20 protein-coding genes and 1 tRNA gene are annotated in these 19,303 nt (G+C 55.6%); 16 read left to right on the forward strand and 5 right to left on the reverse strand.

The features are described 5' to 3' along the window. Window positions 1–421 precede the first annotated feature (421 nt). Window positions 422–1,180, reverse strand: coding sequence for a carbonic anhydrase family protein (locus ACR0EN_RS19890; protein ID WP_170819002.1), 759 nt, complete (start codon window positions 1,178–1,180; stop codon window positions 422–424). Window positions 1,181–1,511: 331 nt separating this feature from the next. Between ACR0EN_RS19890 and ACR0EN_RS19895 the strand changes: the two genes are divergently transcribed. The 4 genes from ACR0EN_RS19895 to ACR0EN_RS19910 all read left to right on the forward strand — a co-directional run bounded on the left by ACR0EN_RS19895 (window position 1,512) and on the right by ACR0EN_RS19910 (window position 5,182). After that, entirely contained in the window at window positions 1,512–2,405 is an 894-nt protein-coding gene (locus tag ACR0EN_RS19895; protein WP_170819003.1) for a LysR family transcriptional regulator, read from the forward strand. 368 nt (window positions 2,406–2,773) lie between these two features. After that, complete coding sequence (msrB, locus tag ACR0EN_RS19900) at window positions 2,774–3,118, forward strand: peptide-methionine (R)-S-oxide reductase MsrB (protein WP_170819004.1); 345 nt, start codon at window positions 2,774–2,776, stop codon at window positions 3,116–3,118. A 78-nt stretch (window positions 3,119–3,196) separates the two neighbouring features. Next, window positions 3,197–4,270: a DUF4331 family protein gene (locus ACR0EN_RS19905; protein WP_480588419.1), complete on the forward strand. Its 1,074-nt coding sequence runs from the start codon at window positions 3,197–3,199 to the stop codon at window positions 4,268–4,270. A 75-nt stretch (window positions 4,271–4,345) separates the two neighbouring features. Continuing rightward, complete coding sequence (locus tag ACR0EN_RS19910) at window positions 4,346–5,182, forward strand: cytochrome P460 family protein (RefSeq protein ID WP_480588421.1); 837 nt, start codon at window positions 4,346–4,348, stop codon at window positions 5,180–5,182. Window positions 5,183–5,596: 414 nt separating this feature from the next. Here ACR0EN_RS19910 and ACR0EN_RS19915 read toward each other — a convergent pair. The 4 genes from ACR0EN_RS19915 to ACR0EN_RS19930 all read right to left on the reverse strand — a co-directional run bounded on the left by ACR0EN_RS19915 (window position 5,597) and on the right by ACR0EN_RS19930 (window position 9,292). Beyond that, window positions 5,597–5,673, reverse strand: a tRNA-Arg gene (locus tag ACR0EN_RS19915). A 64-nt stretch (window positions 5,674–5,737) separates the two neighbouring features. Continuing rightward, window positions 5,738–7,120, reverse strand: a complete 1,383-nt coding sequence (locus ACR0EN_RS19920; protein ID WP_480454529.1) for a sensor histidine kinase — start codon at window positions 7,118–7,120, stop codon at window positions 5,738–5,740. An 18-nt stretch (window positions 7,121–7,138) separates the two neighbouring features. Continuing rightward, window positions 7,139–8,557: a dihydrolipoyl dehydrogenase family protein gene (locus ACR0EN_RS19925; protein WP_480588423.1), complete on the reverse strand. Its 1,419-nt coding sequence runs from the start codon at window positions 8,555–8,557 to the stop codon at window positions 7,139–7,141. A gap of 3 nt (window positions 8,558–8,560) precedes the next feature. After that, entirely contained in the window at window positions 8,561–9,292 is a 732-nt protein-coding gene (locus ACR0EN_RS19930) for a TVP38/TMEM64 family protein (RefSeq protein ID WP_170392949.1), read from the reverse strand. Between the two features lie 295 nt (window positions 9,293–9,587). Between ACR0EN_RS19930 and rpmH the strand changes: the two genes are divergently transcribed. From rpmH to ACR0EN_RS19990, 12 genes are all read left to right on the forward strand, one after another. After that, complete coding sequence (gene rpmH / locus ACR0EN_RS19935) at window positions 9,588–9,722, forward strand: 50S ribosomal protein L34 (RefSeq protein ID WP_005980833.1); 135 nt, start codon at window positions 9,588–9,590, stop codon at window positions 9,720–9,722. 26 nt (window positions 9,723–9,748) lie between these two features. Then, window positions 9,749–10,174: a ribonuclease P protein component gene (rnpA, locus tag ACR0EN_RS19940; protein ID WP_170392869.1), complete on the forward strand. Its 426-nt coding sequence runs from the start codon at window positions 9,749–9,751 to the stop codon at window positions 10,172–10,174. Continuing rightward, a complete protein-coding gene (gene yidD / locus ACR0EN_RS19945; RefSeq protein WP_170424577.1) occupies window positions 10,171–10,404 on the forward strand; it encodes a membrane protein insertion efficiency factor YidD in 234 nt (77 codons plus the stop codon). Before rnpA ends, yidD begins: the two co-directional genes overlap by 4 nt. Before the next feature lie 38 nt (window positions 10,405–10,442). Next, entirely contained in the window at window positions 10,443–11,327 is an 885-nt protein-coding gene (ttcA, locus tag ACR0EN_RS19950; protein ID WP_480588425.1) for a tRNA 2-thiocytidine(32) synthetase TtcA, read from the forward strand. A 70-nt stretch (window positions 11,328–11,397) separates the two neighbouring features. After that, entirely contained in the window at window positions 11,398–12,939 is a 1,542-nt protein-coding gene (locus ACR0EN_RS19955; protein WP_480588427.1) for a putative bifunctional diguanylate cyclase/phosphodiesterase, read from the forward strand. A 126-nt stretch (window positions 12,940–13,065) separates the two neighbouring features. Further along, window positions 13,066–14,889, forward strand: a complete 1,824-nt coding sequence (yidC, locus tag ACR0EN_RS19960) for a membrane protein insertase YidC (protein WP_480588429.1) — start codon at window positions 13,066–13,068, stop codon at window positions 14,887–14,889. Next, a complete protein-coding gene (locus tag ACR0EN_RS19965; protein WP_480562670.1) occupies window positions 14,886–15,623 on the forward strand; it encodes an MOSC domain-containing protein in 738 nt (245 codons plus the stop codon). The genes yidC and ACR0EN_RS19965 overlap by 4 nt, the downstream gene beginning before the upstream one ends. Further along, window positions 15,620–16,273 carry a ribosome biogenesis GTP-binding protein YihA/YsxC gene (yihA, locus tag ACR0EN_RS19970; RefSeq protein ID WP_170392875.1) on the forward strand — a complete coding sequence of 218 codons (654 nt, stop codon included), beginning with the start codon at window positions 15,620–15,622 and terminating at the stop codon, window positions 16,271–16,273. Before ACR0EN_RS19965 ends, yihA begins: the two co-directional genes overlap by 4 nt. A gap of 147 nt (window positions 16,274–16,420) precedes the next feature. After that, entirely contained in the window at window positions 16,421–17,284 is an 864-nt protein-coding gene (gene argB, locus ACR0EN_RS19975; RefSeq protein ID WP_170392876.1) for an acetylglutamate kinase, read from the forward strand. Window positions 17,285–17,341: 57 nt separating this feature from the next. Then, the gene (locus tag ACR0EN_RS19980; protein ID WP_170508739.1) at window positions 17,342–18,133 is read left to right on the forward strand and encodes a sterol desaturase family protein; all 792 of its coding nucleotides are present in this window, start codon (window positions 17,342–17,344) and stop codon (window positions 18,131–18,133) included. After that, window positions 18,133–18,786 carry a ferredoxin gene (locus ACR0EN_RS19985; protein ID WP_170597772.1) on the forward strand — a complete coding sequence of 218 codons (654 nt, stop codon included), beginning with the start codon at window positions 18,133–18,135 and terminating at the stop codon, window positions 18,784–18,786. The genes ACR0EN_RS19980 and ACR0EN_RS19985 overlap by 1 nt, the downstream gene beginning before the upstream one ends. Continuing rightward, window positions 18,783–19,280, forward strand: coding sequence for a histidine phosphatase family protein (locus ACR0EN_RS19990; RefSeq protein WP_170733979.1), 498 nt, complete (start codon window positions 18,783–18,785; stop codon window positions 19,278–19,280). Before ACR0EN_RS19985 ends, ACR0EN_RS19990 begins: the two co-directional genes overlap by 4 nt. The last annotated feature ends 23 nt before the right edge of the window (window positions 19,281–19,303 follow it).

Consider the following 19,303-nt stretch of genomic DNA (forward strand, 5'->3'; position numbering starts at 1 on the left):
TTTACACGGTTCAGGTAATTGAGTTGATCGCCGGGGCTACCAACCTCACTATGATGGGACTGAACATTCGCGACGGCTTGCGAATGACCGGCAAAATTAAGCGCCTACGCTGAAAGCTCGATTCGAATCCAAGTGCTAGCGAAATTGCCGACATTCGAGCGAAGGCGACGAATTGGTGCATTGTTGCGCCAAGAGGATATCAAGATACATCCAACACAATGTCGGCCTACTGGTCGCTTAGAACAACCAAAACTTGAAAGTGCTAACCATAACAAACCGCGAACATCGCTGAAGCGGTTTTATGTGAAGCGATCTCTGGTTGAGTAGTGGCCATTCAGTGGAACGAGTACAAAAGGCTGCCTCGCGGACAATGCTACCATTCATTGCGTTGGGACGAATGGACGCTTTATCTGCCAACGGCTTAGTCAGTGGCCAGAATATATCTGCGTCCTATCTCCTGAACGGGACGCACGTTGGAAGGAAATGTTGAGCGCAACGCTTGGAGTTGCTCTGCTGACAACGTAACCATGTCGTTTACAACGTGCCATGTGATAATTTCAAAGCATCCCGGCGTGGTCAGAGAGCCTTTGTATCTGTAACCAGCGTGGCGGCTTGGCAATAGATTTTCCGGAGAAATCATTGTTTCTGGCCTCACGAATTGCCCCTTGGCCGGAATATAGTTTAGCAGGTTATCCATTTGAGCATTCGAGGCGCCGGTTTCCATCAGCACGGCAACCACGAGCAAATCGCCTTCGTCGGATTGGTGTACGAAATGGATCTCCGCATCTGCCTGCTTACCGTTAATAAGGTGTTCAGAGCCGTGGTGGAAATGGAATTGGACAAATTGGTACTTCCGATTTTCAATGGCCACGCTACCAGCTTGGCCTTGAGTGCTGACTTCCAGAGAATGCCCGCTATTCATGATAGCAGGAGCGAACGCCTGCCAGTGCAGTACCAATACTGGCGGCTCAGCCTTGACGGTCATTGATGTCTTGATATCGATTGGCGATTGTTCGTGACCCTCAGAGCAAATACTCAGCGCCGGGCTTAATTCTCCCCAATGTTCAGGGCCAGTGTCACCGACGTAGCCCCAATTGGCTTCTTCCGCATTTGCGTGCTGTGATGACGAAAGCATGAAGATCACACCCATTAAGAACGCCATAGAGTGCCGTACCATCATTTTTTTACTCCTGTTCGTTCTTTTGGCTTACTTTCAACTGTTTGTATTGAGCATCTGGCAGACCCGCCGATGCCCACTACAACACGCCTACTTGTTTCCGAGGAAGATTAGTTTTTTGGCAACCCGTTTTGAAATAACGATTTGATTGAAGACGATAGGCTCCGCTTATCGGGCGCGAATAAATTTCTCAACGGGAGCTCTGAATTTTGCCTGTAAGCGAGTATCGGGAGACTTGACGCAAAGGAGATGGGCCCGCCACATCATAGCGGTGTCTTGCCATCGAATGGCTTCTGCGTGACATTTGACGGCCAAACGGGGGAGTTCGGACATCATGGATTTCAATCAAATACGATACTTTTTGGCACTCGCTGATACGCTGAACTTTACGCGAGCGGCCGAGCAATGCTTTGTGTCACAACCGGCGTTGACGCAGGCCATCAAACGTTTGGAAACCGAGCTAGGTGGGGAGTTGATCCACCGAGATGGTCGCGAGAATGAACTGACCGAGCTTGGCAGATCATTACGGGCGCATTTTGAACAGATTGACCGAACCCGGCATATGGTTCGAGCAACTGCCAAGGCAGTGAATGCTGGGGAAATCGCTGAGCTTAATATTGGATTGATGTGTACGGTCGGTCCTGGTGTACTCGCCCCGATGTTGGATGAGTTTCGCGTCACATATCCGATGGTCTCCATTTTGCTGCATGACGTAGCACCTGCATCCATCCCCGATTTGTTGTTGTCCGGCGCTCTGGATGGGGCCTTCTGCGCCCGACATGGCCCTCCCCATCCGCAATTGGACTATGTTGAGCTGTTCGAGGAGCCGATGGTCATTGCGTTTCCGTCTGATCATCCGTTTTCCAAACTGGACACAGTGCCTTTGCGTGACATTGCCAAGCAGCAATATGTCGAGCGGCTTCACTGCGAGTTCCGCGAAGAAGTTCTGGAATATTACCGGGAACTTGACCTTGAGCTTGAAGTTGCTTTCAGAAGTCAACGAGAGGATTGGATACAGGGTCTGGTCAGGGATGGTGTGGGGGTCTGCTGCATCCCCCGATATTCGCTTTTGCGTCCCGAATTGGAGCATCGACCAATTGTCGAACCGACGCTGTCAAGAAAGGTCTCCTTTGCCACTGTGGGACAATCGACACCAACGCCTGCTCTGAAGGCGCTTGCAAAACTGGCAGAAGCGCATGAATGGCCGGAGTACCAGCCAGCCGATTGACCTCCTTACGGCCAATCGAGTGCCCAAGCCTATCGACAGATCACCCCACATCGCCGCCTATGACCATAAGCGTTGCCTATCGTCTTCGATCAACTCGATATTTCCGTTCAAATTAACCGCGACATACGATCCGCCCAACAACAGACGCTTGCGTCTGTGTAAGGCTCAAGGAGGATCGTAATACACATCTGCTAATGGGTAGCCGAAACCGACGCGGAACTTGCAGTAAATGCAACCTTCATTGACTTGTAGCGAGACGCTTCGGTCAGGTTTCAGGTTTTAGCCTATTTCTCATCTTGCGATCCAAAACGGCGACGTGTTCGCGGGTTTGAGGCACGCCTAGAGCCTCAAGTGCAGGAGGGAGTCCGTTGCCGGTTGAGGAAACAGAAGCCGCGTTCGAAAACGAGTTTTGGGATCACTGGGAGGTCGGCATCTATGTTGAAGCCACCAGCCGGGAACCTTTGTTCGCGTCATACGACAAATATGATGCCGGAAACGGATGGCCAAGCTTCTTACGACCGATAGCGGAAGAAAAAATCGTGGAAATCAACGAACGCGAACATGGTGCGATACGCATCTTGCTGCGTTCCAAGGCAACAAACCGGCACATCGGGTATCTGCTCCTGGACGGGCCGGAACCCACCGGGCTGATCTACTGCATAAAGTCTTCGGCCATTCGCTTCGTGCCAATTGACGAGCTGCCCCAGTCATAACGTCGCGCCCAGAAATCCATGTGCGGCATTGAGGCATGCCAGGCATCAAAGTCTTCAAAATCACACGGGAGAACCAAAATGAAACATGTATCCAGGTCTGCTTATCTGACTTTTTCAACAGCATCTCTGGCGGTGGCAAGCGTTACCGGAATGGCGCTGGCATCAGGGCACTTTATCTCAGGGTTGCAAGGGCAATACCCGGAATACGACCTGAACGACACCTATGTCTTTCAATCCAGTAACGATGGCTACACCACCATCATTTCCTCCGCAAACCCAAGCACGCCGGGTTCAACGGACTCTCCTGCCGGAGTCACGTTCGGCAATGAGGGCATCTACAATATCCATATTGCGCAGGATGACAGCTTTGAAACCGGCATGACATTTGCATTTACCTTCGACGGCGACAGTATCGAAGCTCACAAGATCGGCTCCCCTAATGCAGAGATTGGCGAAAAGGGGGAGACTTTCGGCGAAGGGAACGTCGGCGATTTACTAACGCTGCCTGGTGACATTCGGGTCTGGGCCGGGCGCGGTGAAGAACCGTTCTTTGGCAATGGCGTCGGTTTGGCCAAGTTCAATGCCGCTAAGCAGGGCGGAACGTTTTCGCCGAAAATCTTTCAAGAAGACGGAGATTTGTTCCTGGGTGCAACTTCCAGCTTTATTGTCATTGATATCCCGAACTCAATGCTGAGCGATGAGATCAAGGTTTTCACGACAACGGCAGTTCCGCACAAGGGCGAATGGAGCCAGGTTGATCGACATGCCAACGTGCTGTTCCCGTACGTATTCCTGTCTGACACACCAGCGGTTCAGGAAGATCATGAGCAACACCGACCGGATCTTGACGTGGAAGAACGCCGCCAAGCAATCGTAAACAACGTGTTTTGGGCGGTTTCTGCATCCAAAGCAGATGTTGGCAACGGTGTGGACTACGCGGAGAAAGTCGCGGATATGGTCATGCCGGACGTGATCACCTATCGCCCGGGATCAGAGGCTAGTTACGCCGTCGACGATCTGAACGGCCGCGCGCTGCAAGATGATGCGATGAACACTGTGTTGCAGCTTATGATGGGTGTGCCGGTCGATGACAACGCCGATGACAGCCACCGCTACACGGCTGAGTTCCCATACATCCTGTCCACAAACTAACTCCAACCTCGCACATCGACGCTCCCGGCCACTGACCATCGTGGCCGGGTTAGCCACCTAAGCCGGAGAATTGTTATGAAAAAGCTTGTTGCTGGCGCAGCCGCTCTGACCTGCATTGGTGTTGTATCAATGGCCGAAGAGTCGATCCAATTACCAGTATCCTTTAATGCTGATGGAACCGTAAACCGGCCTTTGGATCACAGACAATGGGTAAATGTTGGTACGACCTTGATACCGCAGGGCGAAATCAACATTATTGACGACCTTCCGATACCAACCAGCGAATACATCGACACCTATGTCGAACCCATGGCATTTGCCATATACATGGCCACCGGAACCTGGCCCAATGGCACGCAGATCGTAAAAGAGTTCACGGCTACGAAGCCAGCCGACGCTGGCGAAGTGTTGACAGAGAGCCACTACAACGGGTTGGCCATGTTGGTGAAAGACGTTCAACGGTTTCCTGCGGAAACGGGCCATCTGGGATATTTCAACTTCGGTCATCATCCCGAACCCTACGAGACCACATCAAAGGTTCTGCCTCGCGAACAGTGTTCAGCGTGTCACGAGGCATTACCCATCTGCGTGGGTAGCAAAGGTGGTGCGCCGCAGATCAGCCCCGGCGACACGCCTGTCAGCCGCCCGGATCCGGTTCTCGTCAAAGCCCTTCGGGATGCGCATGCAATGTTGGAGCGCGACAGTAAAGGCATGCCCTGGTGTGAAGATGCCCCCAAAGACCGCTACCGACGAAAGCTGATCCGCCTTGCCTTTCTGGCACCGGAGCTGCAAAAGGCGATCTTCGAAGGACGGCACATTGCAAAGCTCACGCTGGCGCGTCTACTGAGTTTCGAGATGCCCTTGAGCTGGGCAGACCAAAAGCAGCTGCTGGCGCAATACTTGATCGAATAAGGCCGCGCATGCGCAACCCGTAAAAATGGCCAAAAACCCCTTTTCAGGGCCTCGATCGCTCCAAAACACGCGCCAAACGCCCTGTAAACAGGCTCAAACCTACCTGTTATTAGAGTTATCAGGACCTGCGGGTGAGTGGCTTCTAACCAGCTGAATTTTATAAAAAATTCGAAACTTCAAGGGTCGATCGCCGCGGAATCCACCTGTTATTTGCCTGAATTGGCAAAAAATTCCCTGATAATGCCCAAACCGGACCTTGCATCAAACGAGCGGAGACAGGCCGTTAAAATGGCGGGCGTGTCTCCGAGTTTAGGGGGAGTTGTTAACAGGGAACAACGGATTGAGGCCAAAAAGCCGGCCTATTTCGGGGGGTTGTCAGTCAGCCTGACGCCAGAGACGGGTGGTGGGGGTTGGTGGCGGACCGAGGAGGATTCGAACCCCCGACCCCTTGATTCGTAGTCAAGTACTCTATCCAGCTGAGCTATCGGTCCGCGTTGGTGAGGCGCTATTTAGACCTGAGGCCGAGGGCGCGCAAGTCGATTCTTCAAAAAAACTTCAAAAAGTCATATCACCGCGTGGAAGCCTTATTTCAAAGGTGGTTCCATCAGGCCCTGTGTCTTTCAGAAACAGGTCTCCGCCGTGACCCCGCACCAATTCTTGCGAAATCGCAAGCCCAAGTCCCGAGCCGCCTTTGCGAACACCACCCTGAAATGGTGTAAACAGATTCTCTCGGGCCTTAGGAGGCAGGCCTGGACCCGTATCGCTGATTTCGATGCACCAGTCGGCTTCAAGCTCAGATGCAGACACCGTTACGCGCCCCGCCTTACCCGAGACCAGAAGTGCTTGCCGGGCATTGCGCACAAGATTCATGACAACCCTGAAAATCTGTTCCGGGTCGGCACGGATAACAAGATCTTCGGGTACGTCGTTCACAATCTCAACGCAGGCATCGGCAATGGCGAGTTGCTCGCTGGCGACAACATCTGCGGTAACGTCCCGCAAGCGAACCATGGTCAGGGTTGGGGCTGGTTCTTCGGCGCGTCCGAACGCCAAGGTGCTTTCGCACAAAGAAACCGCCCGCGTGATCGAATTGACAAGTTTGGGTGCCATTCGCGCCACCAGGGGGTCATTGCTTGCTTCAATTCGATCGGTAAACAGCTGAGCAGAGGTCAGAATGTTGCGCAGATCGTGGCTGACCTTAGCCACCGCCCCGCCCAACTGGGCCAGACGTTCACGTTGTTTCAGGGCCTGGGTCAGATCGGTTTGAAGCATCTGCAGGGCCTCTTCGGCCTCGCGCAGTTCGGTCACCTTGGAATTGGGGGAGATGATGCCGCGCGCATCCTCAGGTGCGCTGGCATAGCGCTGCATGTAGCCAACAACGCTTTTGATCGGACGCACCAGTACCACGCGCACAGCCAGAAACAGGAACGAGGCCGTTATGATTGAGATCACAAAGGACAGCCCAAGGATGCGGAGCCCATAATCCGTCATGGCCATGCGCAAGGGCTCACTGTCCATTGTCACTTCGATCAACAGTCCTGCGTCTTTGACCGGTGCGCCGATCACACGGATAACTTCGTTTTCGGGGATGAACAGCCGCGAGACCGCATCACGGATCAGCACCCAAGCGCTGGCATTACGCAAATCAAAGGTCTTGGTGATCTGGGTCGGGATCGGTGAAGACAGCATGAGCTGACGCACCTCGTCGCGGCGCAATACGACGTTATAGACCCCCGCATTTGACAGCAATTCCGCTTCAAGCTCATCAGCCAGCATATCGTCGGCCAACAAAGCAAGCGAGGCGATCTGGGCGCGTTCCAGCCGGTTCAGCAGAAAATCTTCACGGAAACGCGCGATCGAGGGCACAAAGATCAGTACTTCGGCCAACATGACGAAGACCGTCGTCAGGATCAGAAATCGGCCCGACAGCGAGTTCACTTTGCGCTCCTCCTTGGGTCAGGGAATCCAGCGCTGGACGAACCTGACCACTCGTTTAACCATTTGATTCTCAAACAGCCTTGGAGAGAAATAGGCTCCTGCCACACGTTTGTTAAGCTCTCCGACCGTTGGGTAAGGCGAAACCATCGTTGCGATCTGACCCATCTTGAGATTATTGACCAGCGCCAGCGACCACAAGTTGATCAATTCTCCGGCCTGATATCCGACGATTGTCGCGCCCACAGGTCGGCCCTTTACGACCATCACCTTGATGAACCCCTTGGTCTTGCGCTCGGAAACTGCGCGGTCATTGTGGTGATAGTCGAACCGGGCAACCTCCACCGCGTCGCCATGCTGTTCACGGGCTTGTGCCTCGGTCAGGCCGACCTGTGCCAGTTCGGGATCTGTATAGGTGGCCCATGGGATATGAGCGGTCTTCGCTTTCGACGGAAGCCCAAATAAGGCAGAGCGGATGATGATCCCCGCATGATATCCGGCGACATGGGTAAATTGCAGCCCACCTGCAACATCACCAATGGCATAGACCTTGCGATTGCTCGTGCGTAAAGAGTCGTCCACCTTGATGCCTGCCCGCGTGCTGTCGATCCCGGCAGCGCCGAGGTTCAGACGGTCGATATTGGCCTTGCGTCCGACGGCCAGCAACAGATGAGAGCCCGCGTAGACCTCATCATTCTCAGTGACCACCTCAATGGTGCCTGCATTTTCTCGGATCTGGGACACCATGGCGTTTTCATGGATTTCGACACCTTCAGTCCGAAGACTATCCAGCACGACGGCTGCAGCTTCAGGGTCGTCTTTGCCCAGCGCACTAAGGCCCTCGATCACGGTCACTTTGCAGCCCAGCCGGATATGCGCCTGCGCCATTTCCATGCCGATGGGACCTCCGCCGATGATCAGCAGGTGCTCGGGCTTATCGCGCAGGTCAAATATGGTCTCGTTGGTGTAATACGGCACTTGATCCAGCCCGGGCAGCGGCGGCACCAAGGGCGATGAACCTGTGGCCACCACGACGCGTCGGGCGGTGATCAGGTGATCTCCGGCCTGTACCTGCGTGGGTGAGATGAATCGGCCGTACTCCCGGATTACCTTGACGCCAAAGCCTTCAAAACGCTCCTGACTGTCCATGGGTTCGATCTGGGCGATAACACTCTGCACATGATCCTTGGCAGCTGCGTAATCCACTTGTGGCATCGCATCCGCGACGCCAAAAGCCGACGCGTGGGCCTGAGCATATGCAGCCTTGCCGCTGGCAATCAGAGCTTTGGATGGGACACAGCCGAAGTTCAGGCAATCCCCACCCATCTTGTGGCCTTCCAGCAGGATGACATCCGCACCCATCTGGCTGGCCCCTGCGGCTACAGACAACCCGCCTGACCCGGCCCCGATCACCAGGATATCGGTTTTCAACTCTTGCATGGATCAGGAACCCTTTCGACCACGGAGGGATTTGATGACAATCGGCAGCGCTGCCAGCGCGCACAAGCCAATAATTGGCCCGATCACGAAGGGTTCCCATAACAGCGAGACATCCGGGGTTTCGCCGCGATCAAAGACACCACCCAGCCCAACACCGATCCAGGTATAGACAATCCCACCAGGGATGATGCCCAGCGCCGTCGTAATCAGGAAGTTTCGGAACTTTACCCCAACCAATGCGGGCACCAGATTGGCAACGAAGAAGGGCACCACAGGTACAAGACGCAGCAGGAACAAAACCGAGATTTCATTCTCACGCAGCCCGTCCTTCAGTTTCTTGACCGTCCCTTCCGAGGCTTCAAGCTTGGCGGTCAGAGATTCACCCAAACCCCAGCGTGCGGCTAGAAAGATCGTCGAAGCGCCTATGGTTGCGGCAAAAACATTAAAAGCCGTTCCTGCAAGCAACCCGAACAGGAACCCACCGGTCATCGAAGCAACCGCAGCGCCAGGCAGCGAGAAGGCAACAATAATGATGTAAATCCCCACGAAAGCCGCAGCCATCGCCCAGTAGTTTGAATCGCGCCAGGCCAGCAAAGCCTCGCGATTGTCGCGCAGGGTTTCAAAGGTCAGATAGTCGCCCAGCGCAAAGAACCCCACGGCGGCAACGGCGAGAATCACCGCCAAAGGGATATGACGTGCCAGCCCGTTGCGCGGGATCTTGGTGGTTTCGTTCATCTGGGTAGCAGGTTCTTGTTCATTCATCTTGCCCACAACATGCGCCGCCCGCGCGCGCTGCAACAGAGGCCTCACGGGGCCTTGATGTTTATGGCACTTAATGTGAGGGATACGCGCTCTGAACCCGGTTTTTGAAATCTTTTGCCCGGGCAGATTACAGATTTGTTGCAAAACGCACCAAAACCCCCACCTAGGGGTTTGACTTACCCCCCGCTACCCAGTAGAGGACGGGCTTCGAACACTAGGGCTAGGCGAATCCGCGCCGCACCCACCGCTATAGATTGGAGACGGAGCGATGAAACGCACCTATCAGCCTTCGAACCTGGTTCGCAAACGCCGCCACGGTTTCCGCGCGCGCATGGCTACCAAAGCCGGCCGCAAAATCCTGAACGCACGTCGCGCACGCGGCCGCAAGTCGCTGAGCGCATAAGCCGCTCGACCTTTCAGGTTATGAACATGACGCCGCCGGAGGCCCCTGAGGATGGTAACAACCAGCCGAGGGTGATGCCCCCGGCGGCGTCCGTTTGCGCATCTGAATCATTGACCGTACTGCAGAATCGCTCGGACTTTCTGAAAGCCGCGCGGGCCAAACGGCAAGGCACTGCATCGATGATGGTGCAGGCGCGTAAACGTGGCGCTGATGAGGCTGCGGGCATTCGCATCGGGTTCACCTGCTCAAAGAAGGTCGGCAATGCCGTCGCCCGCAACCGCGCCAAACGCCGCCTGCGTGAAGCCGCGCGAGCCGTATTACCTATTCATGGGCATGCGGGCTGGGACTACGTGTTGATCGGCCGCGCCGAGGTTACCGCTGCACGGCCCTTTGATGCGCTTAAAGACGATTTGCGCTATGCGCTGCGCAAAATACACGGGGGTGGCAAATGACCCTCTTTGCCCATCTCCTCGCCCTGCCCGTCCGGGTCTACCGGTTGATCTTCAGCCCCTGGGTTGGATTTAACTGCCGCTATCAGCCGACTTGTTCCGCCTATGCACTGGAAGCGCTTGATAAACACGGCGCCATCAAGGGCGCATGGCTGGCGGCGCGCCGGATCGGGCGCTGCCATCCGTGGGGTGGCGATGGCTATGACCCTGTGCCCGACGACGAACGACCCTGACCCTTGCCCGGTTCACCCAACTGCGATAGGCCCAGCCCATGTTTGATGAAGCCGACGATATCCATCCGCTTTTTGCCGGTGCGCCTTCAACCACCGAGTTCAAGAAGCTGCGCAAGCGCATCGTGCGCCAGACGCGCGAGGCCATTGAGCAGTACGGCATGGTGGACCGCACCGCCGAAAGTAAAACACCCCGCTGGTTGGTCTGCCTGTCGGGCGGCAAGGACAGCTATACCCTTCTGGCGGTGCTCTACGAACTGAAATGGCGCGGTCTGCTGCCCGTGGATCTTCTGGCCTGCAATCTGGATCAGGGGCAACCGGGGTTCCCGGCAACAGTCCTGCCAGAATTCCTAGACCGTATGGGGGTGCCACATCGGATTGAGTATCAGGACACCTATTCCGTTGTGATGGACAAAGTTCCGCAGGGCCGCACCTATTGTGCGCTGTGTTCACGCCTGCGTCGGGGCAACCTCTATCGTATCGCGCGCGAGGAAGGTTGTTCCGCAGTTGTGCTTGGCCATCACCGCGATGACATCCTTGAAACCTTTTTCATGAACCTGTTCCATGGCGGTCGTCTTGCAACCATGCCACCAAAACTGGTGAATGAAGAAGGTGATCTGTTCGTCTATCGCCCGCTGGCCCATGTGGCCGAGGCGGATTGCGAGAAATTCGCCAAGGCGATGAACTATCCCATCATACCCTGCGATCTGTGCGGCAGTCAGGACGGGCTGCAGCGCCAACAGGTCAAGCAGATCCTCGATCTGTGGGAAAAGAACAGCCCCGGCCGGCGACAAGTGATGTTTCGGGCATTGACCAATGCGCGGCCTTCGCATCTTCTGGACCCAAAACTGTTTGATTTCGCAAATCTTTCGATCGATCCGATTCAAAAAGACGAAAATTCAGACGATATTCCCCAGTTACGTTAACGCCTGACTCAGATTGATTTCCTACGGTTGGCTTGCGCGATCCTAGCCCAAGCTGAAGGCCGTAAAACCTATGCGGAAATTCCTCTTTGTCGACCGTTGTTCCGAAACGCTGCGGATATTTCTCACCGGACCGCAGGTTCTGGCATTTATTCCCGCGGCGTGTTTAGCCGCCTTCTGGTTGGGCGGTGAACGTGCGCTTGTTACCACGGCGTTGGGTTTGCCCCTTGCTTTTGCCGTCATCGGAAATTGGGGAAGCCGTTCTTATACAGCCCGCAGTTCAGGTATGCGCCCCAGCGGCCTGGTTCCATATGACGTATTCCAATCAGAGTTGGAGGCGTTGAGTGAATCGGTCAGCAAATCAGGTGAGAATGCCGCCTGTATCGCAATTGCTTTGGACGGCTATGCCGAGCTTCAGGATCTGCACGGTCAGGCTGCCGCCACTCATGTAAAGCAGCAATTCAGTGATCGTATCCTGTCGATCATCCGAAACCAGGACATCTTTTCGCAGATCGATCAGAACCGGTTTCTCATTGGCCTGCATCCCTCCCCACATCTTGATCTGGAAGCCTGCATTCAAATGTCTGGCCGCATCCAAAGCGCAGTCGAAGAGCCGCTTTTGTTGAATGGCACAGGAGTTTACCAATCCTGCTCGATCGGGTTCTGCCTGCATTCAGACCTGCGACAGGTCGAGGCTGATGAGTGGATTGGCGCCGCCACCGCTGCACTGTCCGAGGCGCAAAGAAGCGGTCCCTCGACCATACGCGCCTATTCAACCGCGACCCGTCGGCGATCCCTGGTCCGAGCCAATTTGAGAAAAGAGTTCGAGGCGGCATTAGACAATGGAGAGATTCGGCCCTGGTTTCAGCCTCAGGTTTCAACGGATAATGGGAACATCACAGGTTTCGAGGCTTTGGCAAGGTGGGAGCATCCAATAAAAGGTGTTCTCAGTCCGCAGGTATTCCTGCCCTTCGCCGAGCAAGCCGAACTGATGGAGCGGCTAGGCCAAATCATGCGTCACCATGCTTTTGAAGCGATGCAAGCTTGGGATCGTGCAGCATGCGTTGTGCCCCGGATCGGTATCAATTTCTCATCCGATGAGTTGCGCAATCCGGGTCTGATCGACCGCCTGAAATGGGAGTTGGATCAGTTTGATCTGACACCGGATCGGCTGGCGGTTGAGATTCTGGAAACCGTGTTCTCGCGCAGGCCGGATGACGTGATCACGCGGAATGTAACTGGCATGGCTGCGCTTGGATGTTGTATCGACCTGGATGACTTTGGCACCGGACATGCCTCGATCGCCTCTATCAAGCGGTTTGACGTCTCGCGGATCAAGATTGATCGGACGTTTGTCACCAAATCCGATCAGGATCCCAGCCAGCAGCAACTGGTCAGCGCCATTCTGACCATGGCTGAACGCCTGAATCTCGAAACGCTCGCTGAAGGTGTGGAAACGCCCGGCGAACACGCGTTGATGGCGCAATTGGGCAGTAACCACGTTCAGGGGTTCGGAATTGCAAAGCCAATGCCATTTGAGCAGACCCTGGATTGGATCGCGGCGCATCGTGCCAAGATCAGGGGTGCATCCAAGATCGGTCGCAAAATGGGATGAAATCTGCAATTACGGTGCGCCAAATCCAGCGCCGGAGCGATTTGATGGGCGATTCCGCTTGACCTTTGGGGCTGCACTCTGTTGAACCCACCGGGTGTGTTTCACTGCTCAAGGTGGCTGTCCCCGATGGACGATCAGAACAAAAATCTCATCCTTGCAACCGCGCTCAGCTTTCTGGTGATCCTTGTCTGGTTCGTGCTGTTCCCACCGCCGGAATCAACCACGACGCAGGACGCTGCAGAAATTGCAGATCTGGAAGGCGACGAGGTGCAAACACCCAGCGCAACCAGCACCGTGGGTGAAGCCACAGCGACCGCCGAGGAAACACTGCCAGAGGAACAAGCCCCTCGCGTCAACATCGACACCCCCCGTCTGAAAGGCAGCCTGTCCCTGTCCGGCGGGCGGATCGATGAGCTGTTTCTGAAAGATTATAAAGTCTCGATCGAAGAAGGCGCGCCTATTGTTGAGCTGCTGTCTCCGGTTGGTTCGGAATCGGCTTATTATGCCCTTTACGGCTGGGCACCGGGTACAGGAGTTGCAGGTGCGGATGTCCCGGGCCCCAACACGCTCTGGACATTGGAAGAGGGTGAGACGCTTGGCGTAGACAACCCCATCACGCTGGCCTGGGACAATGGCAATGGCCTGACTTTCCGCCGCACCATCGCGGTCGACCAGGACTACATGTTCACAGTTACCCAATCGGTTGAAAACGCGACCCAATCCGAGGTGGGCATGGCCCCCTATGGCATTCTTGCACGCCACGGTATTGGTGAAGATGGCGACCTTCCGGGCCTGAAAAACTTCTTCATCCTGCATGAGGGTGTGATCGGCATGGCGGACGGCACGCTGTCAGAAGTTGACTATGGTGATGTCCGCGATTTTGACATCGACCCGAACGAACGGGCGCAGGCCGAGGTCTATCAGGTCAAGGAAGATGGCTGGATCGGCTTCACGGATCACTACTGGATGACCACGCTGATCCCAGAGCCGGGCTCGACCTTCAAAGCAGCCGCAAAATATGACTCGCGCCGCAAAATCTATCAAACCGAAACGGTGCTGCCGACGCTGACCGTAGCGCCGGGTGAGACTGCTAAAGTGACCACACGCCTGTTCGCTGGTGCCAAGGAATGGGAAGCCATTCGGGAATACCAGGCCGAAGGTGTGCAGAAGTTCATCGACAGCATCGACTGGGGCTGGTTCTTCTTCCTGACCAAGCCGATCTTCTGGCTGCTGCACAACATCAACCTGCTGATCGGCAACATGGGCTGGTCCATCATCGGCCTGACCCTGATCATCAAGGCGATCCTGTTCCCGCTGGCGTTCAAATCCTACGTTTCGATGGCCAAGATGAAGGAATTGCAGCCCCAGATGGAGGCCTTGAAAGAGGCCGCAGGGGATGACCGCCAGAAGATGCAGCAAGGCATGATGGAGCTGTACAAGAAGGAAAAGGTTAACCCGGCCGCAGGCTGTTTGCCGATCCTGATGCAGATCCCCATCTTCTTCTCGCTGTACAAGGTGATTTTTGTCACCATCGAACTGCGTCAAGCCCCATGGTTTGGCCCGTTCCAGGACCTCAGCGCTCCGGATCCGACCTCAATCTTCAACTTCTTTGGTTGGCTGCCTTGGGCGGCACCGCAGCCTGAAAGCTTCATGGCGCTGATCTTTATCGGTATCCTGCCACTGCTGCTGGGTATCTCGATGTGGCTGCAGCAGAAACTGAACCCGGCACCGACCGATGCAACACAGGCGATGATCTTTGCCTGGATGCCATGGGTTTTCATGTTCATGCTGGGCGGATTTGCCAGCGGTTTGGTGGTCTACTGGATCGCGAACAACACGATCACATTTACCCAGCAATACCTGATCATGCGGAGCCAGGGCTATACGCCCGATGTATTCGGCAACATCAAATCAGGCTTCAAACGAACGCCAAAGACGGACGACAAATGAGCGGTTCGGTCACCAGCATTTGGCGGCACCCGATCAAAAGTCACGGGCGTGAACGCCTTGATCACGTTACCATGATCCCCGGGCATACCATGCCCGGGGATCGTGTTTGGGCGGTTGCACATGAGGCGTCGAAAGCGGATGGATCGGAATGGGCACCCTGCGCCAATTTCAGCCGAGGCGCGAAGGCCCCTCAGTTGATGGCAATCTCGGCGCAGCTGCAAGGCGACTCGGTCACGCTGAGCCATCCCAATCGCCCCGATCTAAGCTTTGAGCCCGACGCGCATCAGGACACCTTTCTGGACTGGGTCAAACCACTGATGCCTGCAGATCGCGCTGCGTCTGCCCGCATTGTCCGCGCCGCTAATCGCGGCATGACGGACAGCGATTTTCCTTCGATCAGTTTGTGCAACATGTCGTCGCATCGGGCGGTCGAGCAGAAGCTAGGCAGGGATCTTTCTATCGCTCGCTGGCGTGGAAATATCTGGTTCGATGGCCTGCCGCTGTGGAATGAGCTCGACTGGATTGGCCGCGACATCCGGATCGGCAAGGCCGTTTTTCATGTGCGCGAACGCATCACGCGGTGTTTGGCGACAACCGCCAACCCTGAAACGGGTGAGCGGGATGCCGACACACTGGGTGCGCTGAGCAGCTGGGATCATCAGGATTTTGGCGTTTATGCCGAAGTTCTGGAAGGCGGCACCATTCACACCGGTGACGAGGTTCAGGTTCTATGACCACACTTCCCTTTCCACTAGCTGAAACTCCAGATGAATTCGCAACGGAAACCGGTCGAAAGCTGTTTGCCGGGCCATCCGAATTCGTCAAAGGCGTCGTTGCGATGGATGGCCTGCCTGCCCCCGATCGGTTGGAGGTATGTTTCGCCGGGCGTTCGAATGTCGGTAAATCCAGCTTGATCAACGCGCTAACGGGCACCAAGGGGTTAGCACGTGCCTCGAACACGCCGGGGCGCACTCAAGAAATCAACTTTTTCACGCAAGGGCCTGAACTCTATTTGGTCGACCTGCCTGGGTACGGGTATGCGAACGCGCCGGTGAAGGTCGTGGAAAAATGGCAACGTCTGCTGAAACAGTATCTGAGTGGACGTCAGACCCTGCGCCGTGCCTTCGTCCTGATCGACTCGCGCCACGGGGTGAAACCTGTGGACGCCGAGATCATGAAGCTGCTGGATACCAGCGCAGTGACCTTTCAGTGCGTTCTGACAAAGGCCGACAAGGTCAAAGCAAAAGACCGGGAAAAAGTGCTGGACCAGGTACGCGCCGCGCTTTCGAAACATCCTGCGGCCTTCCCCGAGATCGTGTTGACCTCATCCGAGAAGGGCGACGGCATTCCGACCCTGCGTTCGATCATTGCGCATCTGGAGTGACGCTGTTCAGCAATATACAAGTCATGAGCTAAGGAAGCCGGGCTGCGCCCATCGGGTACGGCCCGCACAGATTGGCTGTTTCCGCGATCCGGTCTTGGCACCATCCTCCAAACACCCTAACACAGGGTCCCAGAGGGACACTCAGCCATGAAGACACGAGATATGAACCGGGATTGGATCGCCACCGCCGCCACATTGAACAGCGCCCTGCCCTATCTGCAGCGATACGACGGTGCGATTGTCGTCATCAAGCTAGGTGGCCACGCCATGGGCAGCGACGAAGCCATGGAAAGCTTTGCGCGCGATGTGGTGCTTATGCGTCAGGTTGGCGTAAACCCGGTCGTCGTGCACGGCGGTGGCCCAATGATCAATGCGATGCTCGACAAACTGGACATCCAGTCCGAGTTTGTGGGTGGTAAACGCGTGACGGACAAAGCCACAGTCGAAGTGGTCGAAATGGTCCTGTCGGGCCTTGTGAACAAGCGGATCGTGCAGGCGATCAATGCGCAGGGTGGCATGGCTGTGGGTCTGTCGGGCAAGGATGCCCATTTGATGATGTGCGAACAGACCGACGCCTCGCTCGGGTTTGTCGGCACACCGTCCGAGATGAACCCCAAAATCCTGCATGACCTGTTTGCGCATGATGTTATCCCTGTGATCGCGCCGCTGGGCGCAGGTCGGAATGGCGAAACCTTCAATGTGAATGGCGACACTGCAGCCGGGGCGATCGCCTCAGCTCTTAAGGCAGACCGCCTGCTGCTGCTGACCGATGTAGCGGGCGTCAAGAACGCAGCGGGCGATGTCGTGACCGAGCTCAAAGCCGGCCAGATTCGTGAGATGACGCGTGAAGGCACTATTGCGGGTGGGATGATTCCAAAAACCGAAACTGCGCTGGACGCGCTGCATAATGGCGTTCGGGCGGTCGTTATTCTGGACGGGCGCGCGCCAAATGCGGTGTTGCTCGAACTGTTTACGGAACACGGTGCCGGATCCTTGATCCGTCCTGATTAACGCCATAGTGATCTTCAACATCTTGCACCGGGCATTAACATGCTCGATTGTGAATGTATGGAGAACGAGCCCCTATTTCGCCTAAGCGTGTTTTTGATCCTGTTTGTTGTGTTTGCGGCGGCAGAGACAATTGCGCCAAAACGCTTACGAACCTGTCCGCGAAAAAATCGGTGGCTAACCAATCTATCAATCACTGTTTTGAACACACTGATGCTCAGGACTATGGCGATTGGGTTGCCCTTATTGGCAGTTGGCGCTGCCATTGATGCCGGGAAAAATGGATTGGGCGTTTTTAATTGGCTCGCCTGGCCAGGGTGGGTTGAGCTTATTCTATGTGTGCTGATTCTGGACTTTGCAATCTGGCTACAGCATCTGATTACCCACAAGGTACCAATCCTTTGGCGGCTACATCGTGTGCATCACGCCGACCGAGACATGGACGTCACTACTGCAGTCCGCTTTCACCCTGTTGAAATCGCGTTGTCCATGATCCTGAAAATCGGGCTAATCTATCTGCTCGGCGCCAGCGCCCTGGCTGTGATCCTGTTCGAGATCCTTCTTAATGGCACAGCGTTGTTCAATCATTCAAACTTGAAGCTCCCCCTTGCCGTTGACGCTGTGGTACGTAGGATTCTTGTGACACCCGATATGCATCGCGTACATCATTCGGTATTCCGAACAGAGCATGACAGCAATTATGGCTTTGCACTGTCTATCTGGGACCGAATGCTGGGGACTTACATTGCACAACCTCGGGACGGGCACGAACAAATGAGCGTGGGATTGGAATGGCAGGACGATCGACCAACAAAACTGGGCTGGAGCCTGGCTCTGCCCTTCCGCCGTTGATGACCTACGCCAATGTCGAACGAGCAGCCACTCAGGTTGGGCTGATAGTTATGGGTGCACTTCATCCAAGGCCCAGTGAAGCAAAGCAACTTAATGACGGAACCCTAATCCTTCTGGGGGCTGCGGGGGCATTCTGGCCTGCTCTGAAGGCCTCGGCTGAGTGGCAGGATGGCCAACCCGACCCGGTTGATCGCTGGTCCAGACGGGTGATCGGCCAGCTTGCGCAGGACATGAGGGGCACCGCCTACTATCCGTTCGGCGGCCCACCATACGCACCCTTCATTGACTGGGCACTTAAGTCCGGTCGCACCTTCAGCAGTCCAGTCGGGGCCCTGGTGCACGATACGGTAGGGATGATGATATCATTCCGTGGTGCGTTGCATTTTGCGGATGAGTTCTCAATTCCATCCGTGTCTCAATCGTCACCCTGCACAGAATGCCCCGCGCCTTGTGCAACAACCTGTCCGGTTGGGGCATTGAACACCCACAGCTTCTATGACGTGGCAGCCTGTCATGATCATCTCGATACCAAGGCGGGACACAGCTGCATGAACAAAGGCTGCCTCGCCCGGCTCGCCTGCCCTCTCAGCGCCGGCGCAGAGCGCCAGCCAGAGCAATCTGCGCATCACATGAAAGCATTTCACCGATCATGACCCGCACACTGATCCTAATGCGCCATGCCAAGTCCAGTTGGGGCGATCCCTTTGCCGAAGATCACGACCGCCCGTTGAACAATCGAGGACGCAAATCGGCCCCCGCGATTGGGGCGTGGCTGCAAAGCAATGGCTGGCTGCCGGATGACGTTATCTGCTCAAGCGCCAAACGCACCCGGGAAACGTGGGACAGATTGGGGCTGAGCACCCCGGAATTCCGCTTTACCCCCGCCTTGTATCTGACAGGCCCCGATGAGATGTTCGCCGAATTGGCCACAGCCACCGGCAATACCGTACTCATGCTGGGGCATAATCCCGGCATCGCTGCATTTGCAAATCGGCTGGTACGCAACCAGCCCGATCATTCGAGATTCTACGACTATCCGACTTGTGCAACGACTGTAGTCCGGTTCGATATCCCCGACTGGAATGCGCTCGAATGGCATCAGGGTGAGGTTCTGGGCTTCACGATCCCACGCGAGCTGCTGGAATAGAAAAAGGCGAGGTCGACACCCCG

It is taken from the genome of Ruegeria sp. AB7 (assembly GCF_056542625.1).